The organism is Nonomuraea sp. NPDC049486 (assembly GCF_040676925.1).
Classification (GTDB): Bacteria; Actinomycetota; Actinomycetes; order Streptosporangiales; family Streptosporangiaceae; genus Nonomuraea; species Nonomuraea ferruginea.
Genome location: NZ_JBFAPV010000002.1, coordinates 141,005 through 154,596, shown reverse-complemented (window position 1 = coordinate 154,596; position 13,592 = coordinate 141,005). Strand labels below are relative to the sequence as shown.

Sequence of the window (13,592 nt, the reverse complement as noted above, 5' to 3'; positions counted from 1 at the left end):
CACGGATCGCCTACCCCACAGATGAAGCCCAGGAGTCTCTCCCGGGCGCTCGTATTTCCTGATGCACAGCTGATTGCAGACACATTAGCGCGCAAGTGCCCCGCCCTTCCGCGCGCCCCCTCGATGGCGTGCCATGAGTGGGATCATAGAAGCGTGGCGTACTTCGACGCGGCCTCCACCGAGCCGCTGCATCCCCAGGCACGTGAAGCGCTGCTGGCGGCCATCGACGTCGGCTGGGCCGATCCCGCGCGGCTCTACAACCAGGCCCGCCGTGCCCACCTGCTGCTGGAGCAGGCCCGCACGGAGGTGGCCGAGGCGCTGGGCGCGCGGCCCGACGAGGTGACGTTCACCTCCTCCGGCACGCAGGCCGTGCATCTCGGTCTGCTCGGCACCCTACAGGGCAGGCGGCGGGCGGGCCGCCATCTGGTGACCTCCGCCGTCGAGCATTCCAGCGTGCTGCACGCGGCCCGCCTGCACGAACGCGACGGCGGCAGCGCCGAGCTCGTCGGCGTCGACCGGCTGGGGCGGGTCGACCTGGCGGCCTTCACCGAGGCGGTGGCGCGCCCCGACACGGCCCTGGCCTGCCTGCAGACGGCCAACCACGAGGTCGGCACGGTCCAGCCGGTGGCCGAGGCCGCCGCGGCCTGCCGGCGCCACGGGGTGCCGCTGCTGGTGGACGCGGCGCAGACGGCCGGCCGGATGCCGCTGCCCGAGGGCTGGTCGGTGCTGACGGCCAGCGCACACAAGTGGGGCGGCCCGCCCGGCGTCGGCGTGCTGGCGGTCAGGAAGGGCACCCGGTTCCGCTCGTTCCTGCCGGAGGACGAGCGCGAGCGCAGGCGCGTGCCGGGGTTCGAGAACGTGCCGGGCATCGTGGCGGCGGCCGCCGCGCTGCGCGCGATGACGGCCGACGCCGCCCGGGAACGCTCCAGGCTGTCCGCGCTGGTAGGCAAGATCAGGGAGACGGTGCCGAAGGTGGTGCCGGACGTGGAGGTGATCGGCGACCCCGACGACCGGGCCCCGCACATCGTCACGTTCTCCTGTCTGTACGTCAACGGCGAGGCGCTGCTCACCGAGCTCGACAAGGCCGGATTCGCGGTCTCGTCCGGGAGTTCCTGCACGGCTAGTACGCTTCGTCCATCGCACGTCCTGGAAGCGATGGGCGTGCTCACGCATGGGAATGTCCGGGTGTCACTGCCCAGGGGCGCTTCCGCGGCCGAGGTCGACAGGTTCCTCACCGTGCTGCCCGAGCTGGTGCACCGGATCCGCCAGGACGCAGGAGTCGCATGACCGAGGCCACTCAGCCGGCATTGACGATCGACGCGCTGGGGAAGAAGTGCCCCATCCCGATCATCATGCTCGCCGAGCAGATCAACTACGTCCCGCTCAACGCCGTGGTGGCCGTGCTGGCCGACGACCCGGCCGCCTTCACCGACGTGCCGGCCTGGTGCCGGCTCAAGTCCCACCGCCATGTGGGCTCGTACGAGCTGCCCCAGGGGGGCTGGGCGATCCACGTGCGGCGCAACTACTGAGCCGCCCTGTACGGGGTAGCGGCCCCTTGGAGAGGAAGCAGCACTTCTTCGAGGGGGAGAGACATGAGCGACACCGCCGGCGACCTGATGAGCCAAGGGGTCGAGTGCATCCAGTCACACGAGACGCTCGACCGGGCCGCGCAGCTCATGCGTGAGCTCGGGGTGGGCGCGCTGCCGGTATGCCTGGACGATCGGGTGACCGGCATCATCACCGACCGCGACATCGTGGTGGAGTGCGTGGCCACGGGCCACGACCCGTCCCGCGTGCGGGCCGGCGACCTGGCGACCGGGCTGGTGTGGATACCGGCCGACGCGACGGTCGAGGAGGCTCTGGCGCGCATGGAGGAGCACCAGATCAGGCGGCTCCCGGTGATGCGCGACCACCGCATGGTCGGCATGATCAGCGAAGCCGACCTGGCCCGCCACCTGCCCGACGACCAGCTCGCCGAGTTCGTCCACCGGGTCTACGCGGGGACCTGACCGTACGGAAGGACACCGCGCCCCCGCCGTCCGCGGCGGGGGCGCGCCCGTGTCAGGGGTGGTAGCAGCGGATGTGCGGGGCGATCTCGGCGGCGGCGTCGGTGCCGTAGGCCTCGGTGAAACGGTCCAGGAAGACCTTCTGGCCGAGTTCGTACTCCTGGCCGCCGACGCGCTCCAGCACGTGGGTGGCCGTCAGGTTGCCGATCTGGCCGCACCTCTCCAGCGGCAGCCCCCAGGCCAGACCCGCCAGGAACCCCGCGCGGAAGGCGTCGCCGACGCCCGTCGGGTCGACCTTGCCCCGCTCGGGGGCGGGGGCGACGTGGATGGAGGGCTCGCCCTCGCGGTCGATGACCGCGCCCTTGGGGCCGAGCGTGGTGACGCGGACGCCGACCCTGCTCAGCACCTCCTCGTCGGACCAGCCCGTCTTCTGCTCGATCAGGCCCTTCTCGTAGTCGTTGGAGAAGAGGTAGGCGGCGCCGTCGACGAGCTGGCGGATCTGCTCGTCGGCCATGCGGGCGAGCTGCTGGGAGATGTCGGCGGCGAACGGGATGCCGCGGTGGCGGCACTCGTCGGTGTGGCGGAGCATGCCGTCGGGGTCGTTGGGGCCGACGAGCACCAGGTCCAGGCCGCCCACCCGGCTGGCGACGGGCTGCAGCTCGATCAGCCGCGCCTCGGCCATCGCGCCGGTGTAGAAGGACGCGATCTGGTTGTGGTTGTCGTCGGTGGTGCACAGGAACCGCGCCGTGTGCTGCGTCTCGGAGACGTGCACCGACTCGCAGTCGACGCCGTGGCGCTCCAGCCAGGAGCGGTAGTCGGCGAAGTCGTTGCCGACCGCGCCGACCAGGAAGGGCCGCAGACCCAGGCAGGCCATGCCGAAGGCGATGTTGGCCGCACAGCCGCCACGCCGGATCTGCAGGTCGTCGACCAGGAACGACAGCGACACCCGGTCGAGCTGCTCGGCGATGAGCTGATCGCCGAAGCTGCCGGGAAAGGTCATCAGGTGGTCAGTCGCGATGGAGCCGGTGACGGCGATGCGCACGGGATTCTTCTTCCTCGTTGTCAGCAAGCCAGTTGAGCCCCACGAGGATACGCGAAGGCCCCGCCCGCACAAAGACGGATCGGGGCCCCCGGTGCCCGATCGGGCGGGCTGATCGACTAGTTGAACGAGTCGCCACAGGCACAGGAGCCGGTGGCGTTCGGGTTGTCGATGGTGAAGCCCTGCTTCTCGATGGTGTCGACGAAGTCGATGGTGGCGCCCATCAGGTAGGGAGCGCTCATCCGGTCGGTGACCACGCCCACTCCGTCGAAGTCGGTCACGACATCGCCGTCCATCGAACGGTCATCGAAGAAGAGCTGGTAACGCAGCCCGGAGCAACCACCCGGCTGCACGGCAACGCGCAGCTGCAGACCTTCTTCGCCCTGCTGCTCCAGCAGGGACTTGACCTTGGTCGCGGCCGCCTCGGTCAGGACCAGGCCCTGTGCCGTGGTCTCGCTGCTCTCAACCGTCATCTGCTGACTCCCTAACCGGGTCTGTTTCCGACGTCCTACTAATGACGCTACCAACACCGGGGGGATGCCACACATTCCCACCTCGCTCCCCCCGGGACAAATCGGTCGTACGGGTATGACATGATGTATGCGTCACTTAGACGATAAGGGGGCAGGGCGATGACCACCCAGACGGGACTTCCGCTCTTCGTGCTCGGACGGAGCGCCGATCCGCACAGCGAGAAAGGGGTCGACTGCCCCGGCGAGCTGCCACCGGCCTCAGATCCCCAGCTGGTCGAACGGGCCCGCAGGGCCAAGGAGGCGCTCGGCGACCGCCTGTTCGTGCTGGGCCACCACTACCAGCGCGACGAGGTGATCCAGTTCGCCGACGTCACCGGCGACTCGTTCAAGCTGGCGCAGCAGGCCGCCGCCCGGCCGCAGGCCGAGTACATCGTGTTCTGCGGCGTGCACTTCATGGCCGAGTCGGCCGACATCCTGACCACCGGCTCGCAGAAGGTGGTGCTGCCGGACCTGGCCGCGGGCTGCTCGATGGCCGACATGGCCACCTTCGACCAGGTCGAGGAGGCCTGGGAGGCGCTGGAGGACGCCGGGCTGGCCGGCAGCGTGGTCCCGGTCACGTACATGAACTCCAGCGCGGACATCAAGGCGTTCTGCGGGCGCAACGGCGGCGTGGTGTGCACCTCGTCCAACGCGCGCCGCGCCCTGACGTGGGCGTTCGAGCAGGGCGAGAAGGTGCTGTTCCTGCCTGACCAGCACCTCGGCCGCAACACGGCCGTGCTGGAGATGGGCCTGTCGCTCGACGACTGCGTGGTGTGGAACCCGCACCGCCCCAACGGCGGGCTGACCACCGAGCAACTGGAGCGGGCGCGCATGATCCTGTGGCGCGGCCACTGCTCGGTGCACGGCCGCTTCACGGCCGAGTCGGTGGACGACGTGCGCGAGCGCATCCCCGGCGTGAACGTGCTGGTGCACCCGGAGTGCCGGCACGAGGTGGTGCTCAAGGCCGACCACGTGGGCTCCACCGAGCACATCATCAAGACGCTGCGCGAGGCGCCCGCCGGGTCGGCCTGGGCCATCGGCACCGAGCTCAACCTGGTCAAGCGGCTGGCCCAGATGTTCCCGGACAAGAGCGTGTCGTTCCTGGACCGTACGGTCTGCTACTGCTCGACCATGAACCGGATCGACCTGCCGCACCTGGTGTGGGCGCTGGAGTCGCTGGCGCTCGGCGACGTGGTCAACCAGATCACCGTCGACGAGGACACCGCCCACTGGGCGCGGGTCGCCCTGGACCGGATGCTCGCCCTGGCCTAGTCGCCGAAGTCGTAGCCGACCCGGACGGTGACGTGCACCGCCTGCCGTCCGGGGCTCACCGAATCCTGCGCCTCGGCCGCCATCGTGCGCGCCATGGGCCTCGGCGGCGCGCCGGACTCCTCGCTGACCGACACCACCCGGCCGAGCGGCCGCCCGGCCAGCCCGGCGTACTGCCCGGCCTTGGCGGCGGCCTGCCGGAACGCCTCGTCCCTGGCCGTCGCCAGCGCGGCGTCCGGGTCGGACACCTCGAACGCGATCCCGTTCAGCCTGGCCTCCTCCCCCACGCCGGCCACCGTGTCGATGACATGGTCGGCTCGCGCCAGGTCGCGGACCACCGCCTCCACGCCCTGCGCCGCCCGGTAGGCCGACACCTTGGGGTACGCCTCGTACTCGGGGCCGAGCGACAGCTCGGTGGTGCGCAGGTCGTGGGCCGCGACGCCGGCCCCGCGAAGCGCCTCGGCCAGCCGGGCCGCGGCGGCCCTGGCCCCCGCGAACGCCTCGGCAGCCGACTGCCTGCGCACCTCGACGCCCGTGTGCAGGCGCATCACGTCCGGCACGGCGTCGGCCGCGCCCTCTCCGATCACGGTGATGTCCGCGGTGATGTCCACGAGGGCCCTCCGGCCTCTAAGGTGTTCCCCTGCTGAATCGGAATGCCATTTTGTCGAACTCCGCCCGCTTCGGGGCGGTCGCGAGCACCCTCTGTACCTTCCCCGACAGGTCGATCACCACGGCCTCGAACCCGGCGCCCTTGGCCCGCCACACGGCCAGGTGCTCGTCGTCCCACCAGCCGATCAGCCTCTCGCTGGTGAACGGCACCCGGTCGGCCTCGCCGTCGCCGCTGGTGGGGTGCGCGCAGATGGTGGCGGAGGCGGGCGCGCAGTGGGCGAGGAACCGGTCGCCGCCGGGCGACACGTCGTCGCCTTCCACCCACACCGGCTCGCCCGCCTTCGGCAGGGTGCGCAGCTTCCCGCCGTTCAGGTCGTAGAACGTCATCCGGCCGTTCACCCAGGTGCCGACCTCGTCGCCGCCGGAGTTCCAGAAGAACCGCCACTCGCCCGCGCCCTTCTGCTTGATCTCGTACGTGCGCGCGGTGCCGGAGTCCACGTCGACGATGCCGTACCCGTACTCGACGCTCTCGGAGTCGGTGGCCCGGTACAGGGTGACCAGGGCGAGCTTCCCGTCGGGCGACCAGCGCGGGGTGGTGGGGAAGATCGGGGCGTCGCTGACCTCGATGGCGCGCCTGTCCCCGGTGCGGTGGTCGATGACCGACAGCAGCGCCTTGCGGCCGGTGCTGTAGTCGACGTCGGTGCCGAGCGCCCGGCTGCCGTCGTGGTTGAGCACGTACTCGAAGTAGCGCGAGTCGCGGCCGAACCGGTCGGTGCCGGGCTGCCGGACGTAGAGCTTCTTGCCGCTCTCCGTCGTGTAGGAGGCCAGCTTGATGGGGTCGGAGGAGCGCTCCTCCAGCTCGACGGAGGTGGCGGCGAGCCGGATCGTCCTGGCCTCCGGCGTGGGGGACGGCGTGGGCGTGGGGATGGGCGCCGCGCTGGTGGCGGCCTGCGTGGGGGACGGCGTGGGCGTCGCGTCGGGCAGGGCCAGCCTGCTCACCACGAAGGCGCCGGCGGCCACGAGCACGACCGTGGCCACAGCGGCGCCCGCCACGATCCATCCGGTCCCGCGCCCCTTGCCCGGGCGCATGGGGGGAGGATACGGCCCGTGCCCGTACGGCCCGTGCGGCGCCTGGCCGGGGCCGGTGGGGCGCGGCGCGTGGCCGGGCCCGGCCGCGGCGGCGCTCCCCTGCCACAGCAGCCCCGCCGCGTCCGCCCCGTACCCGCCCTGATACGGGCCTGGAGCGCCGCTCCCGGAGAACCCGCCGGGCACACCGGCGCCGCCCGGTAAGGAGCCGGCGGGCATGCCGGGACCACCCGGGTACGGGCCCGAACCCCCGGCCGCTCCCGGAGCGGAGAATCCGCCCATGACACCCGCGCCACCCGGGAAGGACCCGGCAGGCGTCCCCGGACCCGCGGGGTTCGCCCACGGGGCGTCCTGCGACTGCCCCAGGAGGCGCATCAGCGCCTGCTGGGCGGTGGGCCGCCGGGACGGGTCCTTGGCCAGGCAGTCGGCCACCAGCGACCGCAGCGCCGGGTCGGCGATGACGCCGACGTCCGCATCGGTGTTCATGATCCGGTTCACCACCGCCGGGACGCTGTCCTGGCCGAACGGCGCCTGCCCCGAGGCCGCGTACAGCAGCGTGCAGGCCCAGGCGAACATGTCCGCCGCCGCTCCCGGGCTCCCGGCGCTGAACTGCTCCGGCGCCATGAACGACGGCGTCCCGATCGCGCTGGCCGTGAGCGTGGAGGTCAGGTCGAGCGCCTTCGCGATGCCGAAGTCGATCACCCGGGGCCCGTCGGAGGCCAGCACCACGTTGGACGGCTTGAAGTCCCGGTGCACGATCCCGGCCTGGTGGATGGCCACCAGCGCGGTGACGGTGCCGATGGCCAGCCGGTGCAGCGAGGTGCCGGACCGCGGTCCCTCGGTCCGCACCACGTCGGCCAGCGTGGGGCCGTCGATGTACTCGCTGACGATGTACGGGCGCCCGTTGACCAGCCCCGTCTCGATCATCTGGGCGGTGCAGAACGGCGACACCCGCCGGGCCAGCTCGACCTCGCGGACGAACCGTACCGACGCCTCCTCGTCCCCGGCCAGGTCGGTGCGGAGCAGTTTGACCGCCACCCTGGCTCCGTCGGGGGCGGTCGCGAGGAAGACGAGGCCCTGCCCGCCTTCACCGATCCGTCCGGCCAGCGTGTACGCCCCCACCGAGGCAGGGTCCCCTGGGCGCAGAGGCGCGAGGTCCGGCACGATATTCCCCACATGTGGCCTACGTCATGACTTCTGGACATTGTCGCGGCTCGCGGCGGTCCGCGTCACCTTTTCACGCCGTCAGACCGCGTCGGCGATGGCCCGCAACGCGTGCGGACGCAGCCGCAGCCCCGGTGCGGACCGGTGGGCGGGCAGGTGCACGAGGCGCGCGTTCAGCTGCGCGGCCAGCCGTTCCGGGCAGCCCGCGGACCTCCGCCGCGTGCGGATCACGGTCACGGGCACGGCGGGCAGGCGATGCTCGGCCCTGATCTCGCGCAGCTCGACGGCCATGTCGCGGCGGGCCAGCCACTCCCCCGCGATCGCGGCGGCCACCCGCCCGCCCCGGTAGAGCCGGTGGGTGTCGGCGCAGCCCGCGATCAGCCGGTGCGCCACCGGCCCGGCCAGGCGGGCCAGCGCGGCCGCGCCCCACGTGCCGCCCAGCGCGGGCAACCACGCGCCGAGCGCCCGCCCGATCGAGGAGGTGCCGCGCCCCGGCGGAGGCGGGCAGGCCGGGTCCACGAGCACGAGCCGGGCCACGCGCAGCGGGTGCAGCCGGGCGAACGCCTCGGCGTGCCAGGCCGCGACGGCGTGCGCGACCACCGTGACCCGCTCGGGGTGCTCCGGGGCGAGCGCGGCCAGCCGCGCCGCCTCGCCGTGCAGGGTCGGAGGTACGGGGGACGCGGGGCTCAGCCCGAGCCCCGGGCGGTCGAACCGGATGACGAGGCGGTCACGCGCCAGGTCGGCGGCGATCGCGTCCCAGTGGCACCAGGCGCCGCCCGGACCGCAGGCGATCAGCACGGCCGGGCCCGAGCCCTCCCGGACGACATGCAGGGGGCCCGGCATCAGGACGGTGGCGTCCGATTCGAGCAGCCGTACGGCCACGTACACCAGCCAGACGGCGACCAGCGTGACCAGCCCCCGCTGGGCGAGCCCGGCGAGCTGGCCGGAGACGGCCGTGACCAGGGTGAGCACGCCGGCGACGGCGGTCAGCCCGGTGAGCAGCCACGCCCCGGTCGCGCGCCAGCGGGCGCTCAGCGCCGCCATGGAGACCGGCACGGCGACGGCGGCGAGCACGGCGGCGGCGACGTGCGCGCGGTGGGAGAGCGTGGCGGGGACGCAGGCCGGATCGCTGAGCACGGCGCAGTCCATCGGGAACAGGCCGGCGAGCGCGGTCAGCAGGCCGGCCGAGGCCAGCGCGAGCCAGCCCTGCCACTCCTGGCGGACCCGGGGCGCGAGCGCCACGCCGGCCAGGCAGGCCAGCCCGGCCAGCACGTCGCTGACCCTGAACAGGCGGGTCCACTCCTGGTCGCGGGCCGCGAGCTCGCCGACGTAGCCGTGAGCCCTGTCGACCCGCGGCGTCGTCAGCTGGCCGGTGACCCACGCGCTGGACAGCAGCGCGGCACCGATGAACGCGGACGCGGCCAGCACGCACAACCTTCGCTCCACGTGATGATTACATCACCGTGGGCGACCGGGGCCGGGAAGCGTCAGAGCCCGGGAGCGCCCCAGACCGGGAACCAGCGGCTGAGGTCCTCCTCCAGCGGCAGCTCGCCGTCGAGCACCCCGCGCGCCTGCAGCTCCAGGGCGTTGTCGCGGCGCTGTCCCGACAGCGGCGCGAACGGGTAGAAGGTGCCGCGCTTGTAGAGGTAGACGACGGCCAGCCGCCTGCCGTCGGGGTCGGCGAACGACACCAGCGAGCACAGCAGCGACGGGCCGAACCCGGCGTCCTCCAGCGAGGAGTTGACCGCGTGCAGCTCGGTGACCAGGTCGCCGACCGCGTCGGGCGTCCGGCGCACCAGCAGCCAGGTGTAGCCGTAGCTGTCGGTGAACTCCTCCACCCGGCCGCCGAGCAGGTCCTTGACGTCGCGCTCCAGGGTGGCGAAGGCGCCGCCCTCGGCCGCGCGGAACGACACCGAGCCGGTGCCGGTCGGCACCATGCCTGTCGCCGCCTGGAGGGTCACGGCCGCCGACGGCAGTGCGAACAACGCGTCGAGATCGGGTTTGACCGGCTTCGTCCGGCCCAGGATGGCATCGAGCCAACCCATCGCGCTCAGCCCCTTCCGAGTTGGTTGGAGATCTTCGCGAGCTGGTCCAGCCGTCGCTCCAGCGGCGGGTGGGTGGAGAACAGGTTGGCCAGCGTCTCCCCCTTGGCCCGGGCGGGCGCGAAGTAGAACGCGTTGAACGGCTCCGCGTCGCGCAGATCGCGGGTGGGGATCCTGGCCATGTCCCCGGAGATCTTGACCAGCGCGCTCGACAGGGCCGACGGCTGCTGGGTGAGCAGCGCGGCCGCCCGGTCGGCCGACAGTTCGCGGTAGCGCGACAGGGCTCGCGTCAGCAGGAAGCTGACCGCGTACACCACGATCGAGACGACCATGACGATCAGCCCGATGGGCAGGCCGCCCTGGCCGTTGCCGCGGCGGTTGCCGAGCCCGGTATAGAGTGCGACGCGGGTCATCAGCCCGGCCACGATGCCCAGGAACGACGCGATCGTCATCACCACCACGTCGCGGTGGGCGACGTGCGACAGCTCGTGGGCCAGCACCCCTTCGAGCTCGCGCGGCTCCAGTCTGCGCAGGATGCCGGTCGTCACGCAGACGACGGCCTTCTTGCGGTTGCGCCCGGTGGCGAACGCGTTGGGGACGTCTGACTGCGCGATCGCCACCCGGGGCTTGGGCATGTCGGCCATCGCGCACAGCCGATCGATCATGCCGTGGAGCTCGGGGGCCTCCTGGGGCGAGACCTCCCGGCCGTGCATCGCGAACAACGCGATGCGGTCGGACAGGAAGTACTGCACGAACAGCAGGACCCCCGCGATCACCAGCACGGTGACCGCCTGCGCCCCCAAGGCGATGAGGACGCCGACGAACACCACGTAGAGCAGGCCGAGAAGGAACATCGTCGCGACCATCCGGCGGGTGAGGCCGCTGTCGGGCGCGAACCTGGTCTTCATCGGCTCAGCCCGGAATCAGGCCCTGGTCTCCCAGCATCTCCCGGACCTCCTCGATAGAGGCGTCCGCGGGGGGAAGGATCAGCTCAGAAGGCTCCAGGGAGTCGTCCGGCAGGCTCTTGCCTACATGGCGCACCTTGTCGAGCAGCGCGTGCAGCTTGACGCGGAACGCCTTCTCGTCGCCCGCGTCGATGGCCGCCTCGAGCTCGCTGTCGAGGTCGTTGAGCACCGCGATGTCCTCGGGCGAGATCTCGATCTGACCCTCGCCCATAATCCTGACGATCATGCGCCCTCCCCAGGCTGACGAAGCTGCTGGGTCTGCTGGGGCTGAGCCTGCTGCTGAGGCTGAGCCTGCTGCTGCGGCGGCTGCTGGCCCTGCTCGATGGCGGACTGCGGAGCGGGGCCCTGGCCGAGCTCGGACTTCATCCTGGCCAGCTCCAGCTCGACGTCCATGCCGCCGCCCATGCGGTCGAGCTCGGCCTGGATGTCGTCGCCGCGGCTGCCGCTGTAGTCGTCGAGCGCGCCGCTGGCGAGCAGCTCGTCGATGGCGCCGGCGCGTGCCTGCATCTGGGCGGTCTTGTCCTCGGCGCGCTGAATCGCGAGGCCGACGTCGCCCATCTCCTCGGAGATGCCGGAGAAAGCCTCGTTGATGCGCGTCTGCGCCTCGGCGGCGGTGTAGGTCGCCTTGATGGTCTCCTTCTTGGTGCGGAAGGAGTCGACCTTGGCCTGCAGCCGCTGCGAGGCGGTGGTCAGCTTCTCCTCCTCACCCTGCAGGTTGTCGTGCTGGACCCTGAGGTCACCGATCTGTGCCTGGAGGTTGGAGCGGCGCTGCAGCGCCTCCCTGGCGAGGTCCTCGCGCCCCACGGACAACGCCTTGCGGCCCTGCTCCTCAAGACGCTTGCTCTGCTGCTCAAGGCCATTGATCTGCAGCTCCACACGCTTGCGAGAAGTGGCGACGTCCGCCACCCCGCGACGCACCTTCTGCAGCAGCTCCAGCTGCCGCTGATAGGAGTAGTCGAGGGTCTCGCGTGGATCCTCCATCTTGTCCAAGGCCTTGTTGGCCTTGGACTTGAAGATCATTGAAAGTCTCTTCATCACGCTCATGCGCGTCGGCCGTCCCCTTCTTCGGTCGTGCTGTGGTCACCCAGTGCAGCGCAGCCGCCTTGGGATTACCCTACGCATAACGCACGAGGGCGTCACTAAGTTGCAGTCCAGGTAGGGTTGAGACGTGTTGCGACGCCGTTCCCAAACCTCCGTGGACGACTCCCCCGTCCCCTCTGACGATCCTAAGCCCCAGGGCAAGGGCCGTCCCACTCCCAAGCGCCGGGACGCCGAGAGCAGACGACGCCAGCCGGTGAGCGCGCCGAAGGACCGCAAAGAGGCCTATCGGCAGATGCGGGCCAAGCAGACCGCCGAGCGTGAGCGGGCCCGCAGGGGCATGCTCGCGGGCGACGAGCGCTACCTCCCCGCGCGCGACAAGGGCCCGGCGCGCAAGTTCGCGCGCGACTGGGTCGACTCCCGCCGGCTGCCCAGCCAGTACTTCCTGCCGTTCTCGCTGCTGATCCTGCTGGCGACCTGGGTGCCGTGGCCGCCCGCCGTCCGCGTCCAGGTGCTCAACGCGGTGATCGTGGTGGGCTGGCCGGTGATGATGGTGGGCGTGGTCTTCACGTCCGTCTACGTGTCCTGGAAGGTCAAGCGCGAGGTGGCGGCGAAGCTGCCGGACGAGTCGCTGCGCGGGGTGGGCTTCTACGCCGCGATGCGCGCCCTGCAGATCCGCAGGCTGCGCTTCCCCCCGCCCACGCTGCTGCCAGGCGGCAAGCCGGTGCCGCCGAAGAAGTAGACCCGCGCGCGGAACCCCGCCGCAGCACGCCTCCGCCGGACCACGGGCGGATCTTCCGGCATGAAGCCATAAGGTCTGATCCATGGAATTCCGTCACCTCGGCCGCAGCGGTCTCATGGTCAGCGAGATCAGCTACGGCAACTGGCTCACCCACGGCTCCCAGGTCGAGGAGGACGCCGCCAAGCTGTGCGTGCAGGCGGCGCTCGACGAGGGCATCACCACGTTCGACACCGCGGACGTCTACGCGGGCACCAAGGCCGAGGAGGTGCTCGGCAGGGCGCTGAAGGGCGTCCGCAGGGAGTCGCTGGAGATCTTCACCAAGGTCTACTGGCCCACCGGCAAGGGCCGCAACGACCGGGGCCTGTCGCGCAAGCACATCACCGAGTCCATCCACGCCTCGCTGCGCCGCCTGCAGACCGACTACGTGGACCTCTACCAGGCGCACCGCTTCGACTATGAGACCCCGCTGGAGGAGACGCTCAAGACCTTCGACGACCTCGTACGGCAGGGCAAGGTCCTGTACGTGGGCGTCAGCGAGTGGTCGGCGCCCCAGATCGCCGAGGCGCTGAAGATCGCCGATCAGATGGGCTTCGACCGCATCGTCTCCAACCAGCCTCAATACTCGATGCTCTGGCGGGTCATCGAGGGCGAGATCGTGCCGCTGTGCGAGCGCGAGGGCGTCGGCCAGATCGTCTGGTCGCCCATCGCGCAGGGCGTGCTCACCGGCAAGTATCTGCCCGGCCAGGCCCCTCCCGAGGGCTCCCGGGCCACCGACCAGGCGGGCGGCGCGGGCATGATCGCCCGGTTCATGAAGGACGACGTGCTGGCGAAGGTACAGGAGCTCAAGCCGATCGCCGCCGACCTGGGGCTGTCGATGGCGCAGCTGGCCGTGGCGTGGGTGCTGCAGAACCCGAACGTCTCCAGCGCCATCGTCGGCGCCAGCCGCCCCGAGCAGGTGCGCGACAACGTCAAGGCGGCGGGCGTCAAGCTCGAGGCCGAGGTGATGAAGCGCATCGACGACGTGCTCGGCTCGCTGGTCGAGCGCGACCCCGGCAAGACGGCGAGCCCGCCGAAGCGTCCCTGACGAGCGACGACCCCTTGAGCCCCGGGCTCAAGGGGT

At 71.4% G+C, this 13,592-nt stretch carries 15 protein-coding genes; 6 read left to right on the top strand and 9 right to left on the bottom strand.

From position 1 onward, the window contains the following. Positions 1-153: 153 nt before the first annotated feature. The 3 genes from AB0K05_RS05635 (at position 154) to AB0K05_RS05625 (ending at position 2,009) form a co-directional block, all read left to right on the top strand. On the top strand, positions 154-1,287 hold the full coding sequence (locus tag AB0K05_RS05635) for a cysteine desulfurase family protein (RefSeq protein WP_364226964.1): 1,134 nt from the start codon (positions 154-156) through the stop codon (positions 1,285-1,287). After that, positions 1,284-1,529: a sulfurtransferase TusA family protein gene (locus tag AB0K05_RS05630; RefSeq protein WP_148032816.1), complete on the top strand. Its 246-nt coding sequence runs from the start codon at positions 1,284-1,286 to the stop codon at positions 1,527-1,529. Before AB0K05_RS05635 ends, AB0K05_RS05630 begins: the two co-directional genes overlap by 4 nt. A gap of 63 nt (positions 1,530-1,592) precedes the next feature. Continuing rightward, a complete protein-coding gene (locus AB0K05_RS05625; RefSeq protein ID WP_148032817.1) occupies positions 1,593-2,009 on the top strand; it encodes a CBS domain-containing protein in 417 nt (138 codons plus the stop codon). A 52-nt stretch (positions 2,010-2,061) separates the two neighbouring features. Here the strand turns inward: AB0K05_RS05625 and AB0K05_RS05620 are convergent, their stop codons facing one another. Then, a complete protein-coding gene (locus AB0K05_RS05620; protein ID WP_148032818.1) occupies positions 2,062-3,048 on the bottom strand; it encodes a carbohydrate kinase family protein in 987 nt (328 codons plus the stop codon). Between the two features lie 116 nt (positions 3,049-3,164). Beyond that, the gene (erpA, locus tag AB0K05_RS05615) at positions 3,165-3,518 is read right to left on the bottom strand and encodes an iron-sulfur cluster insertion protein ErpA (protein WP_148032819.1); all 354 of its coding nucleotides are present in this window, start codon (positions 3,516-3,518) and stop codon (positions 3,165-3,167) included. A gap of 159 nt (positions 3,519-3,677) precedes the next feature. Between erpA and nadA the strand changes: the two genes are divergently transcribed. Continuing rightward, on the top strand, positions 3,678-4,829 hold the full coding sequence (nadA, locus tag AB0K05_RS05610; protein WP_364226959.1) for a quinolinate synthase NadA: 1,152 nt from the start codon (positions 3,678-3,680) through the stop codon (positions 4,827-4,829). On the opposite strand, the gene AB0K05_RS05605 is transcribed toward nadA, so the two are convergent. The 7 genes from AB0K05_RS05605 to AB0K05_RS05575 all read right to left on the bottom strand — a co-directional run bounded on the left by AB0K05_RS05605 (position 4,826) and on the right by AB0K05_RS05575 (position 11,736). Next, a complete protein-coding gene (locus AB0K05_RS05605) occupies positions 4,826-5,437 on the bottom strand; it encodes an SIMPL domain-containing protein (protein ID WP_261808685.1) in 612 nt (203 codons plus the stop codon). The genes nadA and AB0K05_RS05605 overlap by 4 nt on opposite strands. Positions 5,438-5,453: 16 nt before the next feature. Next, positions 5,454-7,643, bottom strand: a complete 2,190-nt coding sequence (locus AB0K05_RS05600) for a serine/threonine-protein kinase (protein WP_364226956.1) — start codon at positions 7,641-7,643, stop codon at positions 5,454-5,456. Positions 7,644-7,766: 123 nt separating this feature from the next. Continuing rightward, on the bottom strand, positions 7,767-9,131 hold the full coding sequence (locus AB0K05_RS05595) for an alpha/beta fold hydrolase (RefSeq protein WP_364226954.1): 1,365 nt from the start codon (positions 9,129-9,131) through the stop codon (positions 7,767-7,769). Positions 9,132-9,172: 41 nt separating this feature from the next. Next, the gene (locus AB0K05_RS05590) at positions 9,173-9,730 is read right to left on the bottom strand and encodes a hypothetical protein (protein WP_271279994.1); all 558 of its coding nucleotides are present in this window, start codon (positions 9,728-9,730) and stop codon (positions 9,173-9,175) included. Positions 9,731-9,735: 5 nt separating this feature from the next. Then, on the bottom strand, positions 9,736-10,635 hold the full coding sequence (htpX, locus tag AB0K05_RS05585) for a zinc metalloprotease HtpX (RefSeq protein WP_148032824.1): 900 nt from the start codon (positions 10,633-10,635) through the stop codon (positions 9,736-9,738). Between the two features lie 4 nt (positions 10,636-10,639). Beyond that, entirely contained in the window at positions 10,640-10,918 is a 279-nt protein-coding gene (locus AB0K05_RS05580) for a hypothetical protein (protein ID WP_148032825.1), read from the bottom strand. Further along, positions 10,915-11,736, bottom strand: coding sequence for a PspA/IM30 family protein (locus AB0K05_RS05575; protein WP_148032826.1), 822 nt, complete (start codon positions 11,734-11,736; stop codon positions 10,915-10,917). The genes AB0K05_RS05580 and AB0K05_RS05575 overlap by 4 nt, the downstream gene beginning before the upstream one ends. A gap of 151 nt (positions 11,737-11,887) precedes the next feature. Here AB0K05_RS05575 and AB0K05_RS05570 point away from each other — a divergent pair, with 151 nt between their 5' ends. Both AB0K05_RS05570 and AB0K05_RS05565 read left to right on the top strand, forming a co-directional pair. After that, positions 11,888-12,472 carry a DUF3043 domain-containing protein gene (locus AB0K05_RS05570; protein WP_261808686.1) on the top strand — a complete coding sequence of 195 codons (585 nt, stop codon included), beginning with the start codon at positions 11,888-11,890 and terminating at the stop codon, positions 12,470-12,472. A gap of 82 nt (positions 12,473-12,554) precedes the next feature. Further along, positions 12,555-13,556 (top strand): aldo/keto reductase family protein, encoded by a 1,002-nt coding sequence (locus tag AB0K05_RS05565; protein WP_148032827.1) that lies wholly within the window; start codon positions 12,555-12,557, stop codon positions 13,554-13,556. The last annotated feature ends 36 nt before the right edge of the window (positions 13,557-13,592 follow it).